Here is a 23,893-nt window from a genome sequence, read left to right as displayed (position 1 = left end):
CAGTTTGTGTTCAGCGGTAGTGATCAGCGCCGGTCGCCACAGGCGTGGCGACCGCCTAGTCAGACTTCTGTCCGTTGCCCGTCACGAGGGCTGCCCCTACGCCAGGAAGCTGCCGGGAGACGGCGAGCAGCCGGCTCAACGGGCGGGGGAACCACCAGTTCGACCGGCCGAGGAGCGTGACCAACGCCGGGGTGAGGATGCCGCGGACCAGGGTGGCGTCGATGACGATGCCCGCCGCCAACGCGGTGGCGAACACCCGCACGTCGGTTATCGGGATACTGGCCAGCGCCGTGAAGGCGAGGAAGAGGATGAGCGCGGCGGAGGTCACGAGCCGTCCGGTGCGGCTGAGACCCGTCACGACGGACGGCACCACGGTGTCCCGCTCACCCTTGGCGATCAGGTCGAGGTGCGTTTCCCGGATGCGGTGCAGGATGAACACTTCGTAGTCCATGGACAGCCCGAAGAGGAACGCGAAGACCGCCATCGGGATCCAGATGGTTACCGCCCCAACGGCGGGCGTGTCGAACAGCAGCTCGCTGCCGTAGCCCTGCTGCCAGACGAGCACCACGACGCCGTACGCCGCGCACGTGGACAGCGCGTTGAGCGCCAAGGCTTTCAACGGCAGGACGACCGAACGCAGGGTCCGTGCCAGGACGATGAAAGTGAGCAGGGCTACGAAGAGCAGGATGAGTCCGAGCGAGCCGTAGACAGCCTCGATGAAGTCGGCATCGGTTGCTGGACCACCACCGGCCAGCACGCCTGGGTTCTGCCGCGTGGTGTCCAGCACGTCGGACACCGCAGCCTGGCCGCCGCCGCTGGACGGGTCCTCTGCGGTCCACACGTCGATGACCTGGTGACCGTCGCGCGCCCAGCCCGGCGGGGCGACGCTGCCCGCGACACCGTTGATGCGACGCAGCCGGTCCTGCATGGCGTCGGTGGCGTCGGCGACGACGAGGACCTCGACGGGGCGTGCGATGCCTTCGCCGAAGCCCGCGTCGACGAGCCGCTCGAAGGTCCGGGCGGGCTGTCCCCCCTGGGCCAGCGTCGAGGTTGCCGGCTGCCCCAGTTGCAGCGCCAGCACAGGCGCGGCCAGGGCGAGCAGCACCACGCCGCTGACCAGCGCGCTGAGTACCGGGCGCCGGGTGGTGACACGGGCGATCCTGGTCCACAAGCGGCTGTCCGGGCGGTGCTGACGACGGGGCCGGTCCAGCTTGTCGCCCAACGAGTACAGCAGGACGGGCAGCAGGGTGAGCGCGACCGCCACGCTGACCAGCGGGATAAGCAGCCCGGCGTAGCCGACGCTGCGCAGGAACGGCACCGGCAGAACGACAAGTGCGGCAAGAGAGATAGCCACCGTAGCGCCGCTGAGCGCGACCGCGCGGCCCGCGCTGGCCAGGGTTCTGACGATCGCCTCCCGGCGCGCCTGCGGCTCGGGGCCGTCGGTGCCGGGCTTGGCGCGCTCTTCCCGCCAGCGGGTCACGACGAGCAGCGCATAGTCGATCGCCACGCCGAGTCCGATGAGCGTCACCAGGAACTGCACGATGAACGAGACGTCGGTGAGCTCGGTGACCCCACGCACCAGCAGGAACGTCGTCGGGATCGCCACGGCGGCCATCAGCACCGGCACGATGGCGAGGCCACTGCCGAAGACGAGGATCAGCACGCACAGCGCCCCCATGGCGCCGATGAGCGTCTCGTAGATCGGGCTGCGCTGGGCGCCGCTGTTACGGCCGGACAGCACCGGCTGACCGGTCAACTCGACCGGGGCGCCCGCGATGCTGGCCTGCGCGACCGCCGTCTCGATACCAGGCAGCCACCGCTCGTACGGGGCGTTCGAGGCAGTCGCCGGCGGGTACACCAGCGCCACAGTGGTGCGCTTGTCCCCCGAGACCAACGACTCACTGCCGGGGCCCCGGTAGGAAACGCTCCGGCCGCCCGGCGGGGTCACCCTGTCCACCAGGGCGTCCCACTGCCGGCGTACCTCGAGGCTGTCGACGGTCGTGCCCTCCGGCACCGTCACCACGAGCAGCAGTGGGGCATTACGGCCACCGGTGTGGTCGAATCGTTGCGCGATGGCGTCGTTCGCCTGCTGGCCCGGACGATCCGGTAACCGGGTTTCGTAGCTGAGCCGGTCGATGGTGCCGCCGGCCAAGGCTCCCCCGACCAGCGCGAGAGCGACCCAGACAAGGACCACCGGCAACCGGTGCGCGAGCATCCACCGTGTCATCCGCTCCACGGGACAGACCTTTCGTTGAGGGCGGTGCGGGACGCGGCCGCGCCGACGCGGTCGGCGGCGGCCAGAACACAGACGAACGCGGCCAATGCGGCGATGGTGCGAATGTCGTTGAACATCTCCCAGCGCCGCAGGACGGCCGGGTAGTCGGCCGGAGCGGAGCTGACCGCCCAGGTCTTGATCTCGGCGTTGATGGGGACGTTGCCGAACCGTGTCACCAGGAAAGACAGCAGCACGAGGCCGCCGGATCCGGCGGCGAGCAGGCGGGCACGCCCGCGGACCAGGACGGCGAAGGCCACCGTGCTGACCGCCGCGGACGCCATCACCGTCTGGACGACCGGGCCGTTCATCCGCATCAGGGCGGTGTGGAAGGTCAGGCGGACATCGAGGGGTACGGCGTTGAACGTCGCCACGACGTTCACGGCGCCGTAGCCGAGCGCGCCGGCGAGCAGACCAGTCGACAGCAGCGCGAGCGCGCGGATGGTGCGGATCGTGGACATGGCATGACCATGCCGTCCCGCAGTGGTCGCGGTCGTCAGGCTGCGGATGACATCTGCCGCTACCGCCGGCGGCGCAGTCCGGCGCACCGTACATCCCCGGCGGTAGTGGCGGCTCCGTCCGCAGGCTGACGTCCCGGGCGGCCGGGTCGCCTATCGTTGCGCACATGGGCGACGACGGCGGGCGCGGCGGCCAGGGCCGCGCGTGGCGGTCCCTGGCAGCGGCGTTCGGCTTGACCGTCCTGGTCGTCGCCAGCGCTGTGACCGCGCCGCCCGGGCGGATCCGGCTCGACCTGATCAGCTCGTTCCTGCTGGTGGTCCCGGCGATGGCGACCGCCGCCCGGCGCCGGCTGCCCCTCGTCGTGCTCGGCCTCGCGACCGTCTGTCTGCTCGTCTACCAGCTACGCGGCTATCCCGGCGTCGCACCGGCCCTGACCGTCATGGTGGCCCTCTACACCGCCATCAAGAGTGGGCACCGGTGGCCGGCCGGGGCAGCCGTCGGCGTCATCCTCGTCGGCGGTTCCGCCAGCGAACTCGCGAGCGTCGACGCCGGCGGGCCGGCGCCCGACGTCGTCCAGCGCTGGCTCCTACTGATCGGCTGGATGGTCGCCGCCTGCGTCGCCGGCGAGCTGTCTCGCCAGCGCGCCGTCCACCTCACCCACGTCGAGCAGCGGGCGCTCGACGCCGAACGCACGCGCGAGGAGACCGCCCGCCGCCGCGCTGACGAGGAGCGGCTGCGGATCGCCCGCGACCTGCACGACTCCCTCACCCACAGCATCTCGCTCATCAAAGTGCAGGCGGGCGTCGCCGTCCACCTCGCCCGCAAACGCGGCGAGCCGGTCCCCGAGGCGCTGGTCACCATCCAACAGGCCAGCCGCGAGGCGATGCAGGAACTGCGCGCGACGCTCGAGGTGCTGCGCACCGACGACGCCCCGGCCGGCGGCGGGCTCGAACGCCTCGACCGCCTCGTCGAGGGCGCCCGCAAGGCGGGCATCCCGGTCACGGTGACCGTCACCGGCCGGCGCTGCACCCTGCCGGCCCCGGTCGACCGTGCCGCGTACCGCATCGTGCAGGAGGCCCTCACCAACGTGACCCGCCACGCCGGACCGGCCACCGCCTCGATCCGGCTCCACTACGGCGACGACGCGCTGACCGTCCACATCGACGACGACGGGCTCGGCACCGGCCGGGCGGCCGTCGTGCCCGGAGTGGGCCTGGTCGGCATGCGGGAGCGGGTCACCGCCCTCGGCGGGTCGCTGCACGCCGGCCACCGCGACGGCGGCGGGTTCAGCATCCACGCGACCCTGCCGCTGAAGCGGCCGTCCCCGCCCCTGGACTCGCCGCCACTTCAGCTTGAGGAGTCCTCGTGATCCGCGTGCTACTCGTCGACGACCAGGCCCTTATCCGGGCCGGGTTCCGCGCCCTCATCAACGCCGAAGACGACTTCACGGTGGTCGCGGAGGGCGGCGACGGCACGGAGGCGGTCGCGCTCGCCGCGCGGCACCTGCCCGACGTCGCGCTCATCGACATCCAGATGCCCGTCCTCGACGGCATCCAGGCCACCCGCCGAATCGCCGCCGATCCGGCCCTATCCGGCGTACGCGTCGTCATCCTCACCAACTACAGCCTCGACGAGCACGTCTACACGGCGCTGCGCGCGGGTGCCGCCGGCTTCCTCGTAAAGGACACCGAGCCCGCCGACCTCCTCCACGGCATCCGCATCGCCGCCCGCGGCGACGCCCTGTTGTCGCCGGCCATCACCCGCAAGCTCATCAACGAGTACGTCTCGCGGCCGCCGCACCACAGCCGCACCGCCGAGCTGGACGTCCTCACAAACCGCGAACGGGAGGTCGTCGCGCTCGCCGCACGGGGCATGTCCAACGACGAGATCGCCGCCCACATGGTCATCAGCGTCGCCACCGCCAAGACGCACGTCAGCCGGGCGATGACCAAGCTCCAGGCCCGCGATCGGGCGCAGCTCGTCGTCCTCGCCTACGAGACCGGCCTCGTCACCCCTGCGGCCACTCCCTCAACCTAAGCCTCGATCCGTGGATCAGGGGTCTGTGGATTTTTAAGGGCTCTGTCTCACATTCGGGGGTCTGTGGATTTAAGGGCTCTGGTTCACTTTCGGTGGTGACATTCCGTAACGGTATCGTCCACGTTCGCGCGAGCCTCTGACGCTGGCACTTTGGTGCTGATCGGTCTCCGTCTGGCTGTCACAACCATGATCCGCTACACCTTTTGCTCTGACTGCACCAATTTGGACAGCGGTGCTGCTCAGGCAGATGCGCTGCTACTCCCAGCTACCACCGAGAGTGAGCCAGAGCCCTTAAATCCACAGACCCACGCTAGGACGGCACCACACGTTCAAGGCGCCGGCGGGCCTCCTCGGCTGCGGGGTCGCCCACGTCCTCGTAGATCCGCACGGCCTGGCGCCAGGCGGCAGCGGCAGCGGTCAGGTCGCCCATCCCTTCCCGGGTGTCCCCGAGTCGGATGAGGGTCTCCGCCTCGTGATACCGGTCGGCGGAATCGCGAAAGAGCTGGATCGCCTGCTCGTAGCAGTCGGCCGCGCGGTCGCGTTCACCGAGGCGGTCGTAGGCGAAGCCCAGGCTGTCCAGCGTCGCGGCCTGGCCGTTGCGGTCGTCGGTCCGTCGTTGCTGGTCGAGTGCCTCGGTGCAGCTGGCGATGGCCTGGACAAAGTCGCCGGTGGTGGCGAGCAGCCAACCGATCGCGTTGAGCGTCCGGGCTTCGCCCGCGTGGTTGCCGACCAGTCGGTAGAGCCGCAGCGCTTCGCGACCGTGTGCGAGCGCCTCGTCGAGCCGGCCGTCCAGGTAGCAGAGTTCGCAGTAGTTGTGCAGCGTCTGGGCCTGGCCAATCGGGTCGCCGAGACGCTCGTGCAGCTCAAGCGCGCGCTTGAGCCGGTACTCGGCCATAGTGCGGTCGCCCAATCGGGTCAGCGCGCGGGAGAGCAGCCGGTTGGCGACGGCCTGACCGGCAAGGTCATCGATCTTCTCTGCGGCGGCCAGCGCGACCCCTTGGATGGCGAGTTGGTCCTGCCACAGGCCGCGCGGTGCCACGAAGGTGTTCAACGCCCACGCGATCTGCCAGGCGTACGCTTCGAAGCCGTACTCGGCGGCCTGGCGGACCACCCGGATCAGCACCCGGTGCTCCGCCGTGAACCAGGCGAGCGCGCCGTCATGATCGGTCACCGGCCGCCTGGCCGGTACGGGCAGCGGCGGCACCGGCTCGATCGGGGGCCACTGTGGCTGGAGCAGCAGCGCGGCCGGATAGGCGGCGTGCAGGTAGTGGTCGTACAGGCGCTGTCGGGCTGCGGCGCGTTCGTCGCCGCGCTCCGACGACTGTGCGAGCTCGGCGGCGTAGGCGCGCAGAAGATCGTGGAAGGCGTACCGGCCGGGCGCGTGCTCCGTCAGCAGATGGAGCCGGGTCAGCTCCCGCAGGATCGGCGTAACGGCCGCGGCCGACACACCGGCGAGCGCCGAGGCCGCGGCGGCGGTCAGGTCCGGGCCCGGATGCAGCCCCAGCAGGGTGAACAGCCGGGCCGCGTCCGCCCCCAGGGCCAGGTACGACCAGGAGAAGACGCGCCGGACGTCGCCGTCGGCCAACGCGTCGAGCCTCGCCTCGGCCGAGTGCAGTTCGGCAGCGATCGCGCTGAGCGGGAACGTGGGATGGGTCGCGACGCGCGCCGCTACTATCGACAGTGCCAGCGGGAGCCGGCCAGCAGCCTCGATAATGTCGGCCACCGCGACCGGTTCGGAGCCGAGCCGGCTGGCCCCGAGCCGTCTGGCGAGCAAACTCATCGACTCTTCCGCCGTGAGTACGTCCAGTGTCAACGGCGTGGCGCACTCGGCGGCGATCAGGCCGCCGAGCCGGTCACGGCTGGTGACCACGACCATGCAGCCGCCCGCACCGGGCAGCAAGGCGCGCACCTGGGCGGAGTCGCGAGCGTTGTCGAGCACCAGGAGCATCCGGCGGGAAGCCAGCAGGCTGCGGTAGAGACCAGTCCGGGCCTCCAGGCCGGAGGGTATCCGGGCGTGGGGTACGCCGAGCGCTTCGAGGAAGCCGGACAGGGCGTCGGGCGGGGACACCGCGCCCGCTTCGTCGTAGCCGCGAAGGTTCACATAGAGCTGGCCGTCCGGGAAGCGGTCGGCCATCCGGTGCGCCCAGTGCAACGCCAGGGCCGTCTTGCCGACTCCGGCCATGCCGGACACCACAGAGATGGCCACGCTCGTCGGCCCCTCCGCTCCGCCGTGCAGAAGCCCGTCGAGGATCGCCAGCTCGACGCTGCGGCCGACGAACTCCGGCACCGCACGCGGTAGCTGCTCGGGGCGCTGAGTGAGCGGTCCCACCGCCATGCCCGGCGTTGGCCTGTCCGGACCCGCTGGCGGTGGCGCTGCCAGGCCCGGGCGGTGATGCAGGATGTCGTCGTACAACTTGATGAGCTCTGGTGTGGGATCGAGGCCGGTCTCCTCCGCCAGCGTTTGTCGAGCCTGCTGGTAGGCATCCAGTGCGCCGGCCACGTCTCCGATGCGATACAGGCCCACCATCAGCTGGCCCCACGCCCGCTGCCGCAGCGGGTGCCGGTCGAGCAGGCCGCGCAACCGATGCACCACGTCGGCCGACGCGCCAAGCGCCAGCACCGCCTCGGCGTAGTCCTCCTCGACGAGCAGCCGGCGCTCCTCCAACTGCGCCACCCGCCGAGCCAGCGCCGAACGCAGCGGCAGGTCCGACAGCGGGGACCCGCGCCACAGGCCCACCGCAACGGAGAGTTCGGCCTCGGCCCGCTCCAGATCCGAAGCGGCGAGAGCCTCGCGGCCCCGCGTTGCCGCAGCGTCGAACAGGTCCAGGTCCCGTTCATCTGGGCCCACTCGCAGCAGGTAGCCGCTGGCCGCAGCGGTTATCCCATCCCAGGGAGCCCCGCCACCCAGCGACCGCCGCAACCCGCGCACATAGGTGCGCAGGTTCGCGGCGGCCGACGCCGGCTCTTCGTCGCCCCACAACATTGCGGCCAACTCGTTGGTGCCGACGACCTCATTGGGACGCAGCAGCAGGGTGGCCAACAGAAGACGCTGCTTCACCGAGCCCAGCGGGACCGATCGTCCTTCGTGGTACACGCGGAACGGGCCGAGGAGTTCGAAACGCAACCAGGCACCTCACATGTGGGCGCTGCCATCTGTCACCAGGTGCCCAACGCCCGGTGACGCGGGCGAATAGATGATCTATACGCCAGTTGTGCGGCGATTGTACGGGCCCCACCGTACCGTTCTACCGTCCTCACCGCCCCATCCACGAGCACCCAACCTCCAGGCCGTGGCTGCGCACGATGACGCAAAGCCAAACGGGACCGTCTATCCACACCCAGCGCGCGGCCACCCTCGCCTCGTCCTGCCTGGGCGCGGCTGCGTGACCGGGCCACCGAACGGTCGACGTGGGCGCCTGTCCCCTTCTCATCGTTCCGACAACCTGACTCCGATTGGATCAAAGTCAATGAACTCCAGAATTGGTGCGCTACTGACGGCTGTCGCACTGGTGTTCGCAGCAATGGTCGTGACAGCAGGTCCGGCCTCCGCCGCCACGGCCCCATGCCGCCAGTACCGCTACGGCTACGGCGGAACCGGCAACTGCGTCAAGGCCATCCAGGGAATCGCGAACGTCATCTCGATCACCAATGCGGCCCGGTCCGAGGCGGGTCCGGTCGCCCGGGATGGCATTTACGGCTCCCAGACGGAGGCCGCGATCATCAAGATCCAGCGTGCGGCAGGCATCGGTGCCGACGGATGGGTTGGCCCGCAAACCTGGGCTGTGCTCTGTTACTACGGGGCGTTCTGGGGAGACGACATGCAGGCCAAGGCCGACTACCGCTGGGCGAAGTCGTACGCCTGCTGATCCACTCGCTGGCCTCCCGGTCCGGGAAGCCCGTCCCGGACCGGGCACGCTTCGACACGAAGTGGCAATGCCGCACCGTCAAGCCCTCGGGGCCGGTCGTGAGCGTCCTGGCTGGACCGGGCGATCCTGCCCACCTTGACCCGCTCTCTTGGGGGTAAGTGCGCATCGGAGCGTGACCCCGACGACGGTGCTGGCCTGGCACCGCCGGCTGGCACGACGCCCCAGCACCAACCCGGAGGAAACCCGCCCTCCACCGTTGCCCCCCAAACAATTTTCGACCAGAGGAGATGCATGTACTCGCTCCACTCCATCCCCCGCGTACTCAAAAGAGCTGCTGTCCCCGCCGTCGGCGCGGTGCTGGCCATCGGCATCAACGTCACCATCGCCACGCCGGCCACGGCGAGCGGCTCCTACACCGGCAGGGCGTACGTCTACGGCAGCGGCGCCGTGTCTGACGACTTCGATGACGAGGGCGTCACCAACGTCACCACGCACCGCAACTCGAACGTCGCCTGCCTGTGGCAAACCATTCTTTGGGCAAATGGTTACCTTCCCTCGTCCGGCATCGACGGTGTGTTCGGCGATCAGACCGACGCCGCGACGAGGAATTTTCAGCGCGACAAGGGCCTCGTCGCGGACGGCTCCGCGGGTCGGAACAGCTGGACAAAGGCTGGCGACAAGCTGGTGCAGCACGACAACCAGAACGGGTGGCTGTATGTGGTGTACCACGGGGCGACGGGTTCCAGGAGCCCGTACGGCTCGCACGAATTCGTCGTGCAGCGGTCGCCCGACGGGAACTACAGGTTCTACCCGCCCCAGGGCGGCGGCCCTTACTGGGCCGCCTACAACTCCCGCACCTGCTGACCTCGTTTAGTGTCCTGAGTCCGTAGTTTCCTGTTAGTTCTGGTATAGGTGACAATCGTGGGCCGAAGTTGGCCCTGCTCGAGTTGACGGATGCGGATCGGGACGCGTTGGAGGCGGTGACGTGTAGGCGTTCGACCGCGCAGGCTCTCCCGGTGCGGACGCGGTCGTGCTGGCTTGCGCGCGTGGTTTGTCGAACAGTGAGGTGTCGCGGCTACTCGGTGTGTCGTTGCCGACGGTCGGTACGTGGCGGTCGCGGTTCGTCGTCCATCGGGTTGATGGTTTGTATGACGAGCCGCGGCCGGGCCGTCCACGCCAGGTCAGTGACGCGGACGTGGAACGGGTGATCGTGGAGACGTTGGAGTCGGCGCCGCGTAACGCCACGCACTGGTCGAGCCGGTCAATGGCGGCGGCGACGGGGTTGTCGCAGTCGACGGTGTCGCGGATCTGGCGGACGTTCGGGTTGCAGCCGTGGCGGGCGGAGTCGTTCAAGCTGTCGACGGATCCGTTGTTCGTCGACAAGGTACGTGACGTGGTGGGGTTGTATCTCGACCCGCCGGAACGGGCCTTGGTGCTGTGTGTTGATGAGAAGTCGCAGATCCAGGCCCTGGACAGGTCGCAGCCGGTGTTGCCGATGCAGCCCGGTGTGCCGGAGCGGCGTAGTCACGACAATCTGCGGTCGGGTGTGACGAGCCTGTTCGCGGCGTTGGACCTGGCCACCGGGACGGTGATCGGGTCGGTCCACCGCCGGCACCGGCAGCAGGAGTTCCTGAAGCTCCTGCGGAAGATCAACGGCTCGGTGCCCGGTGATCTGGACGTGCACCTGGTGCTGGACAACTACGCCACGCACAAGACCCCGGCGGTGAAGCGGTGGCTGCTGCGCGACCCCCGCCTCCACCTGCACTTCACCCCGACCAGCGCGAGTTGGCTCAACCTCGTCGAACGGTTCTTCGCCGAGATCACCAACAAATCCACCGAGGGGTCCACCGCAGCATCGTCGCACTGGAAAAGGACATCCGGGCCTGGCTGGCCGTCTGGAACGAACAACCACGCCCGTACGTCTGGACCAAGACCACCGACGAGATCCTCAACAGCCTCGCGACGTACTGCGAACGAATCAAAGACTCAGGACACTGAGCCTTTTCCACCCTGACCTTGCAGCTCAGGATGGGTGCGGCGAGCCCGGAGACCGATGAGGGCGAGGCTCCGAGGGGCGCTGGAAGCTGTTCACGTAGGGATGAGGCCCGGCCGTCATCGGCCGGGCCTAATCCCGTGGTCGTGCTATCCGTGGTCGTGCTATCCGTAGTTGTACATGCCGGCGTAGGGGTCGGGCTCGCCGGTCCACGGGTCCACCCCGGACCGCAGCCGGCGCATGTACTCCGTCCGGGTCAGGAAGGTGGCCCTCCTACGGCCGAAAAGGCCGACGTCGCCCAGAGGGCAGGTCGGAAAGTCTCCTTCCAGGTGGCGGACGAGAAATTCGACCATGCCGCAATCGTAGCGACGCCAGATGGCCTTGCCGCGGTTGTAGAGCAGCACCGGCCATTTCTCGGGGTCCGGATCGGAGGCGTCCCAGCACAGGTTGTCGCCACTGGAGTCCACGGCCCACAGGATCAGCCGTGGGATCGCGCCCTCAAGGTCACGCTCCTTACGCGAATCCTGCCACAGGACCCTGGCGAACGCCGTACCGGCACGCATGTCAGCGCCGTCCCCGTCGGGCGGCTCGACCCAGGGCTCCGGTGTACCGATCACCAGATAGTCCTCGATCATCCCCGCTCCATAGATTGCGATGAAGCGCTGGTACGCGGCCGGGAAGGCTCTCCCCCAGGACTCGGCGATCTCGTCCCAGTCGACCACCGTGTCGCTCTCCGTCTCGGGCGGCATGAGGCGCAACAGCGCCCCCAGATCCGCGGGTTCAGGCATCACGTCTCCTCAGCTCGGCGATCAACGGGTGAGCCTTTTCATCCTGCGTAGCGGTTGGCTCCGGCGTGGTGCAGAACGAGGATGGCCTGCACGATTGTGGTCGCTCGCCGTGGGCAGCAGCGCAGCCTGACCAGAATCCTCCATGTCTTGAGGGTGGCGATCGCGCGTTCGCCCCGGGCGCGGATCGTCGCGTGGGCGCCGTTCACGGCCTTCTGCCGGCGTGACAGCTTCGGCCGGAAGCGGCGCCGCTTGAACGGAGTGCGCACGCTACCGCGGGCACCTTGATAGCCCTAATCAGCGAAGGTCATCACGTCTGCACTGGTCAGCGCCTTTTGGATCGATTTGCCGTCCTACCTGGAGCCTCACCCTCATCGATCTGCGGCCCCCGCCTACCACCCTGACCTGCGCAATCAGGTTGGAAAGGGCTCACTAGATGTGCTTTGGCTGCGCCCGGTCAGGGGTACTGGCCGCAGCCGCAGCAGGGCGATGCATCGTAGGCCGACGACGGCGACGCTCATGACGACGCCGCTGACGATCCACACCACCAGTGGTATCCCGCCGACCATAATCTGAGACCAGGTGATGGCCGGCCCGTTGAACACGGCGTCCACGATGGGTGGCAACCACCAGAGTACGACCAGGGGGATCCCGTAAGGCAGCAGCCGCAGGCCGAGCCGCCAGATGGGCCGACCACTCCTGCGCTGTGCCCACAGCCGGCTGCGGAGTGCCCCCCAAGCGCCTGCGGCGATGGTGAGGAGCGTCAACCCGGCCAACACCAGGTGAACGACCAGTGTGCTTTTCGATCCGGGCTGTGGAGTTTCGCCCTCGATCAGGGTGATCAGCCCTTGAGTGATGACGCTGGTGTCGCTGATACCCAGGCCGATGCCGACGTTGGCCAGGACGGCGATGCCGTATCCGGTTTCCGGTAGCAGTGTCTGGTCGGCTGTGAAGGTGAACCAGGCGCCGTCGTGGGCGAGCTCGTTCCGGCCGTCATCGGTTTCCGCGAACCAGCCCATCGCATATCCGGGCTCGGGGTTGGGGGCGGTGTGCAGCACGTCGAGCGCCTGTGGAGAGACAACCTGGGCGCCGTTCATGCTCTTTCCCAGGTTGTTGTGGAGGATGAGCCACTGCGCCATGTCGTGCGCCGTACTCACGACCCCGTGGCTTCCGTTGACGAACTGTGCCGGTTCCGAACGGGCGACCGCCCGACCATAGACGTAGGCATGCCCCTTGGGTACGCCGTGGAAATCGCGGGTGTTGTTCAGGGTGACAGTGGAGGCCATATTGAGTGGACCGAACACATGGCGTTTGAGGTAGTCGGCGAACGGCGTTTGCGCGACGACCTCAACGAGCCGAGCCGCGATGTGGTAGTTGGGATTGTGATAGTTCCACTTCGCTCCCGGTGCTGTGGCCGGTGCCGCGCTCCGCAACCTTGTCACGCTCTCCTGCAGAGAGGCGGGCTGCGGCTCGCGCGCGTCGGAAAACGTCCGGTCGGACAGACCCGAGGTCTGGTTGAGCAACTGCCGGACGGTGATCGAGGCGGATCGGGAACCCCGGGGGGCGAAGTCAGGCAAATACCGCTGCACCGGTGTGTCCAGTTCGAGTCTGCCCGCATCCACGAGTTGCATGACGGCCAGGGCGGTGAACGACTTGCTGACCGATCCGACAGGGAACAGCGAGTTTGCCGTGACCCGGTCGCCCGCCGAATCGTGCCCGTACCCCCGCAGGTAGACGACCTGGCCGCGGTGGGTGATGGCGATCGCTGCTCCGGGCAGGCCAGTGCTCTCCAGATGAGCAGCCATGAAGCGGTCGACAGCCGCGCCGTCGAGGACCGGAGCAGCTGAAGAGAGGCCGGGTGGGAGGAGGAGACCGATCAGGGCCGTGACGACCAGCAGAGCCCCATAACGCCACGGCCCGGCGAGAGAGGTTGTTCTTCGTGACGATAAAGGAGACACGCGCACTCCAAGAGCCGGTGACGAGAATCCGCACAACCGTAGGTTCGGGGCCCGCCACCGCACACTGGACGATCGAAGGGCGTTGTCCCTGTCTTTCGTTAGGTCACGCCTGGTCACTGGGCGTCCGAGAACCGCCCGGACCGGCGTCCTGGCCGCTATGGGCCGCCATCCACCTCGCCGCCGTCAACGAATGGCTGTGACCGACTTCGACATAGGCCCTAGGTGGGGCTGGCCGCCGGTTGCGGCTTGTCCCGGTGCAGTTCGATTGAGTAGAAGCTGGAGACCTGGATCATCGTGTCGTCGGTGCAGGTGTAGCGCTCAGGTTCGATGCTCATTGATATCGCCCCGCCGTTGGTGTACCTGCCGTTGCGGGTGAACTTCCAGTCCCCCTTCACCTTCGGGTTGCTGTAGAGCAGGAATCCGTCGTCGGTGGTCCGGTAGCTCAGGGTGCCGCCGCCGGAGGTGTGCTCCTCCCAGCGTGCGCCCTCGTATACGGTCGCGCCGACGATCCGGTCATCGAAGGTGATGGTCAAGGTGCCGTCTGCCCGGTAGGTCTTCTTCTGTCCCCCACGGCTGACAAACTGCACCGGATGACCGTCGATCTTGAGGTCCCGCTGCTGCGACGTTGCCGTCCAGGAGCCGAGGACGCAGGGATCGATGCCGGGCGGCAGGGTCGGGGTGGGGGTGGCGGGCGGGTTGGCCGGGGAGTTTGTCGGGGCCGGGCCGGCGCCGGCTTGGGTGCGATCCGGGTCGTCGTCCAGTAGGCGGGCGCCAGCGAAGGCGGCCAGGATGACGAGTACGAGGGCCGCGCCGACCGTTGCCGGTCCGCGTGCCCGGTATCGCCGGGAGGGCGGGATCTGCGTGGCCGGCGGCTGCTGGTCGGCTACCGGGAGGGTCGGCTCGCCGGTCAGAGCCGGGGTGACGGGGGCGCTGTCCGGAACCTGGGTGGTCGGATCCTCGCCGGCGGCAGGCTGCGCCGTGGTGAGCAGGCCGCCTTCGGCGACGACGAGTTCGGGCTGGTCGACGATGGTGGGGGCGAGGTTGAAAGCGCGATGCAGCGTGGTGGTCACGGCGGGCATGCGGGTGGAGCCGCCGGCCAGGAGGACCGCACTGAGGTCGCTGGCGTCGACGCCGGCGGCACGCAGGACGCTGCGGGCGGTCTCGATGGTGCGGTCGAGTACGGGTGCGGCGAGTCGGTCGAGTTCCTCACGGCCGAGCGGGAGTTCGATGTCGAGCAGCGGTACGTGGATCAGCGTGCTGCTGGTCCGGGCGAGCATCTCCTTGCCGGTGCGGACGTTGTCCCACATCTGGCGACTGGCCCGCCGGTCGGGCAGAGTTGACGGTTCGACCAGCTTCGCCCAGGCCTCCGGGGCCCGAGCGGAGAGCACCGTGCCGAGGTGGTTGACAATGGCGGCGTCGATGTCGAGCCCGCCAGAGTCGGGGCGGCCCTCGGTGGCGAGGACGTCAAAGCCGTCGGTGGTGCGGCGGAGCACGGTCGCGTCGAAGGTGCCTCCGCCGAAGTCGTAGACCAGGGCGCAGGTGCCGACCGCGACCCGATCACCGGCCACCGCGATCAGGCGGTTGGCGGCGGCGATCGGCTCGACCATCAGCCGGACTCCGGGCAGTACGGTCTCGGCGGCGGCGAGCAGGATGTCCCGGCGTTGGTTGCCCCAGGCGGCCGGGTAGGTGAGCACCGCCTCGTTGATCGGCGCGTCGGCGGTGCGGCTGGCCTCGTCGGTGACCCGTTCCAGCACGGCGGCGATCAGGCGCTCGACCGGTACTTCCGTTTCGCCGAGCAGGACGATGCGGTCGTCGATGCAGCGCTTCGGGTGCGGTTCGAACCATTCGGGGTGGGCCAGGCCGGTGTGTTGGGCGTCCCGGCCGACCAGCAGCCGGCCGGACTGGTCCGCGCAGACCGCCGAGGGCAGGAGGGGCGAGCCGTCGAACAGTAGCGGCCGGGGCTCGCGGCCGGCGTTGGAGAGCACCGCGACCGTGTTCGACGTGCCGAAGTCAATGCCGAGCCGGATCATGCCTACGCCCACCGGCACCAGGTTATACGGTGCCGCACACCCCGCTTGGCTGCGGTGCTATCCGGCGAAGCGCGGGTCCGACGCGAGGCGTTGGTACCCGGCGAGCATCGCCGTTCTCCGTCCACCCGATAGTTGGTGTACTACGGTCCTTGGACCGGATTCGCAACGAGGTCGGCGACATCGCATCCGCCACTGCGATGCTGCGGGTGCTGGAGCAGGAGCTGCGAGCGCGACTTGCTGAGCCTCCCTCTGGCGGTCTCGACCTGGTCCAGCACACAGCCGGGCGGTTGGAGACTTTCCATGGCGCGGTCCCGGTCGGCGCGCTGGCCGATGCCGCCGGGGTGAGCGGCACTCACCTGGCCATGCAGTTCAAGTCCCATGTCGGGGTGGCCCCGAAGCGGATGGTGCGAATCTACCGATTCGCGCGGCTGATCGTGTCCGGGGACGCCCTGCGTCCGGTCGACTGGTCCCAGCTCGCTCAAACGGCGGGTTTACAAGCCCGAGCGCCGCCGGGGCGCAAAGATCGGGGGTGAATGCGCAAGGAGATTCGAGGAGAACCTGTGGGCATAGTGATCATGCACAGCGTGGTGTCGGTGGACGGCTTCATCGCGGACGAGAACGATGACGTCGGGCCACTGCACGAGTGGTACTTCAACGGCGACACGCCGATCACCGAAGGCAGCGACCAGCCCTACGATCACTCCGGAGTGGGAAGCCGCTTCAAGGTCTCACGCGCATCGGCGGGGTATGTCCGGAGGATGTGGAATGGCATCGGCACGATCGTGATGGGCCGGCACCTGTTCGATCTGGTGAACGGCTGGGAGGGTCATCCGCCCGCGGGTGACCACGTGGTCGTGGTGTCGCACCGGCCCAAGCCCGAGGGCTGGCACCCCGAGGCGTCGTACCACTTCCTCGATGACGTGACCACTGCGATCGACAAGGCCAAGGAGCTTGCCGGGGGGCGGGACGTCGCTGTGGACGCTGGCAATGTGGGCGGCCAGATCTTCGGGGCCGGCCTCGTGGACGAGGTGGCAATGGATGTGGTGCCCGTGGTGTTCGGGTCGGGCAAACGCTACTTTGGCAGCATCGACGGGCAGCATTTGCTGGAGGATCCTCACGTGGTCATCCAGGGCGACCGGGTACTACACCTGAGGTTCAAGGTACGCCGATAGACCCCGACGGGTGCAACCGCCAGCGGCAGAACCAGCCTGTTCGCGTGCTCCCCGCGCGGGGGTGAGCACCGCGTCATCGGACCGGCGCGCACGGATGACGTCAAGGATCGCCTGCTCGGCCGCCAGGTCGGCGGCCGTGGCGAAGTCTCCGCCACCCTTGTCCACCCGGGTGAGCCGCTGACCGTACATGGCGCGCACCACGTCGGCGCCAGCGCGTGCCGCGGCTATCGCCACCCCGGCATCATCGGTTCCCGCAGACGAGTTGATCACCTGTGCAGCCTATCGGGCGGAGCCGCTGGCGGGCCGGTAGCGGCCAACGCGATCTTGTACTGATGTGTACGGTCATGCCTGCGTCAGCGGGATAGTCCTTTTGGGAGCCATGTGCTGTCGACAACCGGTCTGGTGGTCGACGGGCGGCAGTCGCCGCGTGGCCACCGGGTGGGCCGCACCGCCGGAGTACCCGCCGGTCAAGCGGCCGCGACCCGATGGCGGGACAACCCCGGCACACCGCCGCCACATTTCCGGGGGCATCTCGGAAGGCCATTTCCCGAGTGTCAGCGCACTGGTGGCTCGCATCGGGGCCCGTTGCCCAGCCGCGACCTCCTGTGCCACCATCCGCTCAGATGATCGTCCCCTATCGATGTAGGAGGTGCTCATGGCCAGGATGCTGCGACACGTGACGGCTCGCCTGATGGGCAAGCCGCAGGTCAGCGGACGCTACCCGTACTGGTTCTACGGATACCCCGAGTAGGCCGCCGCCCCACCGACAGGCACGGATTCCAGCACGAACGGCAGGCAGAAACCGGTCACAGGATCCCCACCCGGGATCCTGTGATTCTCTCTACCCGGGGAGGTCCGGATGGCAAACGGTGCGGACACCGATCGGCCGCCAGGTCCGCGCGGCCACTGGCTGATGGGCAACATTCCGGAGTACGACGCCGACCGGATCGGTTTCCTCCGACGCAACCACGACGAGTACGGCGACGTGTTCTCGTACGACGAACGCACGGTGTTCGTGATCGACCCGGACCTGACCCACGATGTGCTCGCTCGCACCAACCGCGACTTCCTCACCGAGTTGGCACCGTTCGACACCAGACGGGACATCGACCAGGCCGCCGAGCAGGGCGACTCCTGGATGTCCGCCCGCCGCACGGTGTGGCCGGGGCTCAGCCACTCCGCCGCGACCGAGGCGGACCACCGGACGGTCGAGATCCTCGACACGGTTACCGGGGAGGTGGCCGGTCGCGAGTGCGACGTGCTCACCCTGACGCGTACGTTCACCGCCCGGTCGATCTCCGAATACTGTTTCGGGCCCGACTCGGCCGGCATCCCCGAACTGCTCGACGAGGCCCTCGACGTCACCCGGCCGTTCTCGGGAACGTCGTACCAGTTCCCCGCCTGGGTTCCGCTGCGCCGCAACCGCCGCTTCTTCCGTGCCCACCGGCACACCATCGAGACGCTGTACGGGATCGTCCGGCGGCGACGCGCCTCCGCGAACGGAACGTCGCAGGGGGACCTGCTCTCCATGCTGCTCGGTGTGCACCCGGAGATGCCCGACCGCACGGTGATGTCGACCCTTCGCGGCATCCTGATGGGCGGCCACGGTGTGCCCGCCTCCGCGCTCAGCTCCATCGTCCGGGAACTGGCCCGCCGGCCCCGACTCGCCGCCGACCTGCGCGCCGAGGCGGGCGGACCGGCCGGTGCCGAGGCCCCGCCAACGGCAAGGCTTCCGCTGGCCGAGGCGGTGGTGAAGGAGGTGCTCCGGCTCTACCCTCCGGTATGGCTGATGACCCGCACCGCCCGTACGGCCACCAGCCTGGGGAAATGGTCGCTGCGCCCCGGCGACGACGTGCTGCTGAATCCGTACCTGATCCACCGGGACCCACGGTGGTGGCCGCGACCGGACGAGTTCGACCCCGCCCGGTGGCTGGGCGGGCAGGCGGCACCCGGCTCGGCGTACCTGCCGTTCGGGGCCGGTCCACGGGTCTGCCTGGGCTCGGCACTGACCATGCGGCAGCTCACCCTCGCCACCTCACGGCTGGCCCAGCGTTTCACAATCGAGTCGCCGAACGCCGAGGCGGCCGACCCGGAGTTCCTCGGCCGGCTCGCACCGACCGGCCTGCGGGCGCAGTTCCGGCCGATCAGCGGGTGACGCGGTCAGCCCGGCCCCTCGGTGGCGAGCTTGGTGAGCTGCGGAATCAGCCAGGGTTCGATCCAGCCCCGCACTCCTCGGGGGGTGCAGCCCGTCGCTGCGGATCCGGATGTTGCCCGCGTTCGAAGTGAACCGGCCCTCGGGGCAGACCCGGCGGTTGAGGTCGACCACGCTGACCCGGCCGGACCTACGCGCCGCCACCGCTTGCTGGAGCCGGTTCCACGCGTCGACCCGCTCCGGCTCGTCCTCGGGCCAGAGGCCGCCGTCCGGACGCTTTGCCCGACGGGTGTACGGGGCGGTCAGCAGCACCACGTGCGCGCCCCTGGCTGACACGGTGTCGATCGCCAACTCCAGCTCGCGGGTCAGGTACGCGTCGAACTCGGGCTGCCCCACGTACTGGTAGCCGTTGCCGAGTCGGCGGCCATCAGCTCCCACCGGTCGAGCAGGATGACCGCGAGGTCCGGGTCGTCACTCTGTACGCCACGTCGCCACCGGGCGTCCCACTTGTCGCAGCCCGGGTAGTTGGTGTGCGGGGTGCCCAGGTAGCGCAGGTCCGGCAGGCGCGCGATCCCGCAACCCTGGACCGCGCGTACGGTCACCGCGAGGTTCGGTTGCCGGGGCAGGTAGGTGCCGAGTGACCAGGCCACCGAGTCGCCGAAAAAGGCGACCCTGGGCATCGCTCCGGGGCTGCGGCCGGCTCGGCACAGCGGTGAGCGGCTGGCCGGCTGGGGTGGTGCGTTCGGCGCGGCGGCGACGGCAGCCGGTTGCCGGGTCTCCGGTAGAGGCTGGGACGTGGTCGCGATCATCGTCAGGGCGGCCACCGTGGCGAGCGCGGCACCGGTCAGGGCGGCCGAGGCGAACCGGCGGCCGGTCGGCCACGTACGGTGTCGCGCCGACCAGGTCCGATAGCGGATCGGGCGCTCGACCAGCAGCCCGAGGTGGAAAGCCTGCCCTTGTGCTGCGGTAAGAAGCCTCCAGACCCACCCGCCACGACACAACCACCTCAACCGTCACCGCAAAGGACAACCGAGCCAAAACCCATCAAGCAACGACCTCGGATCGCAGTATTAGTAACCTCGGTCCCGGCGGAGGAAGCACGACAGCAGTTGCCTGAACTCGTGCGGGTGCTCGATCGCCGGCACGTGCCCGCATCGGCCGAGCACGTGCAGACGGACATCGGCCAGGTGTTCAAGCAGGGGCTGGGCTGCCGTCCCGAGTGGGGTGACTCGGTCCTCGGCGCCGTGTACGAGCAGCACGGGCGCGCGCACCGCTGCCAGGGTTTGCGCCGAGAGGGTGAGCTCGTCGACCCATCGTGCCCTGGGTGGCGGAAACAACGACGCGAATGCGGCCTCCCCCGCTCGCATCGCGGTTGCACGGGCCTCGACGGCCGAATCGGTCACGAGCGCTTGGTCGAGGACGAGGCGACTCAGCATGTCTCGTGCCCCGATCGGGCCGGCGGGAGCGGCCCAGACCGCGTCGAGGTCGGCGGAGAGCGGCGCCCCGGGGGCGCCCATCGTCGAGACCGCGACGACACGGGTCACCTGCTGGGGGCGCGCGGCCGCCAACGCCAGCGCCACGGCACCGCCCATGGAGTGACCCACCACGGCGTAGTGCTCGATACCGAGAGCATCCATCAGGCCCGCGGCCTGCTCCGTCCACAGCCGGAGCCCACCCCTGGAGCCCGCCGGGATGGGTGTACGGCCGAACCCCGCCTGGTCAGGAGCCACCAGCTGCCAGGACGTGCCCAGCGCCTGCGCCGTCGTTGCCCAGGCGCCGGACCCGGTCGTGCCGGGTCCGGAGCCGTGCAGCATCAGCACCGCGGGCCCGGTGCCGCTCTCCAGGACGTGGACGGGGGAACCGTCGACTGTGACGATCCGAAGTGCCGTCACCGGGGCAGGCCAGGTGTGCTCATGCCGATGCGGGGTCGACAGACTTCGAAAAGAGCTCCATCATCGCCCTGCCGAATTGCGGCATGTCGGGCCACCCCCGGCAGGAGACGAGGTTGCCGTCCACGACGTCGGGAGCGTCGATGACCGTCGCGCCCGCGTTCTCCATGTCACCGGTGATCGGGGGGAAGCACGCCGTCTTTCGACCCTTCAGCAGCCCGTACACCGCTGGCACCTGCGCGCCGTGGCACACCAACGCGATGGGGAGGTTGCGCGCGAAGAAGTGCTCGGTGATACGCCTGACGTCGGCGTCGACCCGGATCCACTCGGGGGCACGTCCCCCAGGAATGATGAGGGCGTCATAGCGCTCGACGTCGACCTCGGCCCAGGGCACGTCCACCGGCAGCTTCCGGCCGTTCTTCTCCACGTAGGCGTCGGAGTTGGGGTCGAACTCGTGGATGACCAGTTGCACGTCGCGCATCGTCCGTGACGAGACGTCGACGTCCCAGCCGCCCTCCTGCACGCGGTAGTAGGGATACATCGTGTCGAGCTCCTCGGCGGCGTCGCCGGTCAGGAGCAGCGCTCTGGGCACCTGCTTCTCCTCGCATCTGGGGGCGGGTGAGGTGGATCCAATCCAATCCGATCCGATCAGGATTGAGTCAGCATTCCTGGGCCCAGCGTGCCCGTCAAGCCTCTACCGCCATTCCGTCCGCGCCCTCGATCTCGTCGAACAGTCGTCGGAAACGCTCGCCGGACCGCAGGATGTGCCGACGCATCGCGTAGGCGGCGGCGTCCGGGTCACGCGCGGCGATCGCGGCCACGATGTCCTCATGCTCGGCCATGGCCAGGTGGGTGACCTGGGTGTCGTGGTGAAGCCGGAAGAGGTGCACGTGGCTGTGCAGGCGAGCGAGCGCTTCACGGATGACCTGGTTCTCCGCGCTCAGGGCGACGAGATCGTGGAAAGCGGCGTCGCGTAGCCCGAAGGCGCCGTAGGCCATCGGCCCGTTGCCCCCCTCCAGTTCCGCCATCTCCTCCAGCATGCGTCGCAGACCGGCCACCTGCTCCAAGGACGCGCGTTCCGCGGATCTGCGCGCCGCCGCCGGCTCAAGGAGCAGGCGGACCTCGAGCATGTCCTCGAATCGGTGACGGGTGATCTGGGGAGGAATGCGGTAGCCGGCATGGGGCACACGCACGACCAGGCCCTCGGCCTCCATGCGGTTCAGAGCGTCTCGGATCGGCGTCTGCGAGACCCCCAGCTCTCGCGCCAGGACGTCGATCGTGACGCGCGAGCCAGGCTCGATCCGTAGCGACATCAGCTGTCCGAGCAGCGTGTCGTACACCTCGTCGGCAAGCCGGCCACCAGATCTTGCCGGCGGCATTGCGCCCGTCACCGCCCTACGGCCCCGCGCGATCATCGCTTCGTCGTCCATCGTGACGTGAGGTCCTTCCTTGCGCCTTCGGGAAGCTGTTGACATCGATCGCAACGCTGCGGGATGCTGACGCCCCCACCGGGATCGTATAGGAAAGGTGGCGAATGGTCGCCATCCTGCACCCATGGCGGAGCCGCCCGCCATCGCTCTACTTCGATCACCTGAAGCTCCCCTCAGCATGTTCGACGTCCTGCTCGGTTCGTCACCGGGCCGCAGATGGGCCGACGGACTTCTCGACAACATGAAGACCCAGTACATCGCGGCGCACTCGTGACGCCGGTCCGCGGGTCGGCCCCCGCGACGGCCCGGCAACACGCCTGAACAACCCAGCAACCGCTCGGCGAAGCACATAGCGAGGTTCTAGAAGTCCCCATCCAGAAAGCAGGCATAAAAATGCGCTCTCCGAAGCGAATAGGAAGAATGTCCGCTCCCGGCCGAAAGGTACGGCTGGCGACAGCGGCCATGCTGCTGGTGGCCACGACCGTGACGGCTTGCGGCGACGGCAAGGACGACGACGGGAAGGCGAGCGCCCCCAAGGCGCCGGCGACCATCCCAGAGCTCACCAAGGACCCGCTGACCCTCAGCTTCGTCTGGTTCGACTGGCCCCCCGCCCAGGCACTGGAAGCCTTCGCGAACGCGGAGTACAAGAAGGAACGGCCGAACGCGACCATCAAGGTCAACACCGTGCCGAACGCGAACTGGCACGACGCGATGTTCACCCAGTTCGCCGCGCGCAAGACCGACTTCGACATCGCGATCCTGGACTCGCAACACATCGGCGAGGCCGTGACGAACGGCAACATCCTCGACCTCACCGACTTCGTCAAGAACAACATCGACGTCGCGGCCTACAACCCGTACCTCCTGGCGGCGTACGGCCAGTTCCCCCAGGCGGAGACCGGCAAGCGCGACGAGAACGCCAGCCTGTACGGGCTGCCGCTGCTCGGCGACACCTGGACGATGATCTACCGCAAGGACCTGATCGGCGACAAGCCACCGCAGACCTGGGACGAGATGATCTCAGTCGCCGAGACGTGCCAGGCGGACAACCCTGGCGTCAGCGGGCTGGCTTTCCACCAGGCCAACGGCTCCGACGCCGCGGCCGTAACCTACAACACGGTCAACGGCGTCTACGGCGGCAACCTCTGGGACCCCAAGAACCGCAAGATCGAGGGCGTCCTCAACGACGCTGCGGGCCAGGAGGCGATGGACGTCCTGGTCAACAAGATGAAGCCGCTGACCGCCAAGGGCTCCGGCAACTGGTTCATCGACGAGGTGAACGCGGCTGTCGCCCAGGGCAAGGCCTGCATCGCGTTCAACTGGATCGCCGCGAGCGGCGGCCTGCTCGATCCGAAGCAGTCGACGCTCGGCACCACCCGGGAGCAGATTCTCGACAAGCTGGGTTTTGCCACCCTGCCGAGCCAGAAGACGAACCTGGTCCCGCTCGGCGGTATGGGCATGCACGTGTCGGCCTACTCCGCCACGGCGAACCAGGCGGAGGCCCTGAACTTCATGAAGTGGTTCGAGCGGGCTGATATCCAGAAGAAGTGGGCCGCGGCCGGTGGCGTGCCATCGCGTACGGACGCCCTGGAGTCGCCCGAGTTCCTCAATGCCGGGCCGTTCAACCAGGTGTACACCGACTCGGTTCCGCGGATGCGGGACATGTGGAACGTGCCCGAGTACGCGCGCCTCGTCGACATTGAGAACACCAATGTGAACGCGGCTCTCAACGGCGCGAAGAAGCCGAAGGATGCGCTCGACGACATCGCCAAGGAGCAGCAGGGCGTGCTCGACTCCAGCAGCCGCAAGGGCGGCGGCGGACTGTGAGTGACCCCGTACCTCTGACGACC

Annotated in this window: 20 protein-coding genes and 2 pseudogenes; 9 read left to right on the top strand and 13 right to left on the bottom strand. The window is 68.6% G+C overall.

Annotated features, from left to right (window positions below; genetic code table 11):
• Positions 1-55: 55 nt before the first annotated feature.
• Both BDK92_RS37155 and BDK92_RS37150 read right to left on the bottom strand, forming a co-directional pair.
• A complete protein-coding gene (locus tag BDK92_RS37155) occupies positions 56-2,227 on the bottom strand; it encodes an MMPL family transporter (protein WP_246017439.1) in 2,172 nt (723 codons plus the stop codon).
• Complete coding sequence (locus tag BDK92_RS37150; RefSeq protein WP_121161061.1) at positions 2,224-2,733, bottom strand: anthrone oxygenase family protein; 510 nt, start codon at positions 2,731-2,733, stop codon at positions 2,224-2,226. The genes BDK92_RS37155 and BDK92_RS37150 overlap by 4 nt, the downstream gene beginning before the upstream one ends.
• Before the next feature lie 164 nt (positions 2,734-2,897).
• On the opposite strand from BDK92_RS37150, the gene BDK92_RS37145 reads away from it, so the two are divergent.
• Positions 2,898-4,100, top strand: a complete 1,203-nt coding sequence (locus BDK92_RS37145) for a sensor histidine kinase (protein ID WP_121161059.1) — start codon at positions 2,898-2,900, stop codon at positions 4,098-4,100.
• Positions 4,097-4,768 carry a response regulator gene (locus BDK92_RS37140; RefSeq protein WP_121161057.1) on the top strand — a complete coding sequence of 224 codons (672 nt, stop codon included), beginning with the start codon at positions 4,097-4,099 and terminating at the stop codon, positions 4,766-4,768. The genes BDK92_RS37145 and BDK92_RS37140 overlap by 4 nt, the downstream gene beginning before the upstream one ends.
• Before the next feature lie 310 nt (positions 4,769-5,078).
• Here BDK92_RS37140 and BDK92_RS37135 read toward each other — a convergent pair whose 3' ends face one another.
• Positions 5,079-7,892: an AfsR/SARP family transcriptional regulator gene (locus tag BDK92_RS37135; protein ID WP_121161055.1), complete on the bottom strand. Its 2,814-nt coding sequence runs from the start codon at positions 7,890-7,892 to the stop codon at positions 5,079-5,081.
• A 403-nt stretch (positions 7,893-8,295) separates the two neighbouring features.
• Here BDK92_RS37135 and BDK92_RS39485 point away from each other — a divergent pair, with 403 nt between their 5' ends.
• The 3 genes and pseudogenes from BDK92_RS39485 (at position 8,296) to BDK92_RS37120 (ending at position 10,632) form a co-directional block, all read left to right on the top strand.
• Entirely contained in the window at positions 8,296-8,634 is a 339-nt protein-coding gene (locus BDK92_RS39485; RefSeq protein ID WP_170208832.1) for a peptidoglycan-binding domain-containing protein, read from the top strand.
• 291 nt (positions 8,635-8,925) lie between these two features.
• Positions 8,926-9,498: a peptidoglycan-binding domain-containing protein gene (locus tag BDK92_RS37125; RefSeq protein WP_121161051.1), complete on the top strand. Its 573-nt coding sequence runs from the start codon at positions 8,926-8,928 to the stop codon at positions 9,496-9,498.
• Between the two features lie 44 nt (positions 9,499-9,542).
• Positions 9,543-10,632, top strand: a pseudogene (locus tag BDK92_RS37120) (IS630 family transposase).
• A gap of 159 nt (positions 10,633-10,791) precedes the next feature.
• On the opposite strand, the gene BDK92_RS37115 reads toward BDK92_RS37120, so the two are convergent.
• The 4 genes and pseudogenes from BDK92_RS37115 to BDK92_RS37100 form a co-directional block, all read right to left on the bottom strand.
• Positions 10,792-11,415, bottom strand: coding sequence for a hypothetical protein (locus tag BDK92_RS37115; RefSeq protein ID WP_147457276.1), 624 nt, complete (start codon positions 11,413-11,415; stop codon positions 10,792-10,794).
• A gap of 38 nt (positions 11,416-11,453) precedes the next feature.
• A pseudogene (locus BDK92_RS37110) lies at positions 11,454-11,744 on the bottom strand (transposase family protein); the annotation flags it as partial.
• Between the two features lie 81 nt (positions 11,745-11,825).
• Positions 11,826-13,217 carry a serine hydrolase domain-containing protein gene (locus tag BDK92_RS37105; protein WP_121161047.1) on the bottom strand — a complete coding sequence of 464 codons (1,392 nt, stop codon included), beginning with the start codon at positions 13,215-13,217 and terminating at the stop codon, positions 11,826-11,828.
• Positions 13,218-13,588: 371 nt separating this feature from the next.
• Positions 13,589-15,412, bottom strand: coding sequence for an Hsp70 family protein (locus tag BDK92_RS37100; protein ID WP_147457275.1), 1,824 nt, complete (start codon positions 15,410-15,412; stop codon positions 13,589-13,591).
• A gap of 137 nt (positions 15,413-15,549) precedes the next feature.
• Here BDK92_RS37100 and BDK92_RS37095 point away from each other — a divergent pair, with 137 nt between their 5' ends.
• Positions 15,550-15,933, top strand: a complete 384-nt coding sequence (locus tag BDK92_RS37095; protein ID WP_211349511.1) for a helix-turn-helix domain-containing protein — start codon at positions 15,550-15,552, stop codon at positions 15,931-15,933.
• A gap of 27 nt (positions 15,934-15,960) precedes the next feature.
• Positions 15,961-16,572 carry a dihydrofolate reductase family protein gene (locus BDK92_RS37090; RefSeq protein ID WP_121161043.1) on the top strand — a complete coding sequence of 204 codons (612 nt, stop codon included), beginning with the start codon at positions 15,961-15,963 and terminating at the stop codon, positions 16,570-16,572.
• Here BDK92_RS37090 and BDK92_RS37085 read toward each other — a convergent pair.
• On the bottom strand, positions 16,543-16,842 hold the full coding sequence (locus tag BDK92_RS37085) for an inositol monophosphatase family protein (protein ID WP_121161041.1): 300 nt from the start codon (positions 16,840-16,842) through the stop codon (positions 16,543-16,545). The two genes, BDK92_RS37090 and BDK92_RS37085, sit on opposite strands and share 30 nt — an antisense overlap.
• Before the next feature lie 589 nt (positions 16,843-17,431).
• Here BDK92_RS37085 and BDK92_RS37080 point away from each other — a divergent pair.
• Positions 17,432-18,727 carry a cytochrome P450 gene (locus BDK92_RS37080; protein WP_121161039.1) on the top strand — a complete coding sequence of 432 codons (1,296 nt, stop codon included), beginning with the start codon at positions 17,432-17,434 and terminating at the stop codon, positions 18,725-18,727.
• On the opposite strand, the gene BDK92_RS37075 is transcribed toward BDK92_RS37080, so the two are convergent.
• From BDK92_RS37075 to BDK92_RS37055, 5 genes are all read right to left on the bottom strand, one after another.
• Positions 18,608-19,162 (bottom strand): SGNH/GDSL hydrolase family protein, encoded by a 555-nt coding sequence (locus tag BDK92_RS37075; protein ID WP_147457274.1) that lies wholly within the window; start codon positions 19,160-19,162, stop codon positions 18,608-18,610. The genes BDK92_RS37080 and BDK92_RS37075 overlap by 120 nt on opposite strands.
• A complete protein-coding gene (locus BDK92_RS38690; protein WP_211349510.1) occupies positions 19,090-19,725 on the bottom strand; it encodes an SGNH hydrolase domain-containing protein in 636 nt (211 codons plus the stop codon). Before BDK92_RS38690 ends, BDK92_RS37075 begins: the two co-directional genes overlap by 73 nt.
• Positions 19,726-19,794: 69 nt before the next feature.
• Positions 19,795-20,616: an alpha/beta fold hydrolase gene (locus tag BDK92_RS37065; protein ID WP_121161033.1), complete on the bottom strand. Its 822-nt coding sequence runs from the start codon at positions 20,614-20,616 to the stop codon at positions 19,795-19,797.
• Between the two features lie 19 nt (positions 20,617-20,635).
• The gene (locus BDK92_RS37060; protein ID WP_091407098.1) at positions 20,636-21,205 is read right to left on the bottom strand and encodes a DJ-1/PfpI family protein; all 570 of its coding nucleotides are present in this window, start codon (positions 21,203-21,205) and stop codon (positions 20,636-20,638) included.
• Between the two features lie 94 nt (positions 21,206-21,299).
• Positions 21,300-22,043 carry a GntR family transcriptional regulator gene (locus tag BDK92_RS37055; RefSeq protein ID WP_121161031.1) on the bottom strand — a complete coding sequence of 248 codons (744 nt, stop codon included), beginning with the start codon at positions 22,041-22,043 and terminating at the stop codon, positions 21,300-21,302.
• A gap of 420 nt (positions 22,044-22,463) precedes the next feature.
• Between BDK92_RS37055 and BDK92_RS37050 the strand changes: the two genes are divergently transcribed.
• Positions 22,464-23,870: a sugar ABC transporter substrate-binding protein gene (locus tag BDK92_RS37050; protein ID WP_246017438.1), complete on the top strand. Its 1,407-nt coding sequence runs from the start codon at positions 22,464-22,466 to the stop codon at positions 23,868-23,870.
• Positions 23,871-23,893 lie beyond the last annotated feature (23 nt).

Source organism: Micromonospora pisi, from assembly GCF_003633685.1.
Classification (GTDB): Bacteria; Actinomycetota; Actinomycetes; order Mycobacteriales; family Micromonosporaceae; genus Micromonospora_G; species Micromonospora_G pisi.
Note: the sequence above shows the minus strand (reverse complement) of the source record. Positions and strands in the feature narration are given on the sequence as shown.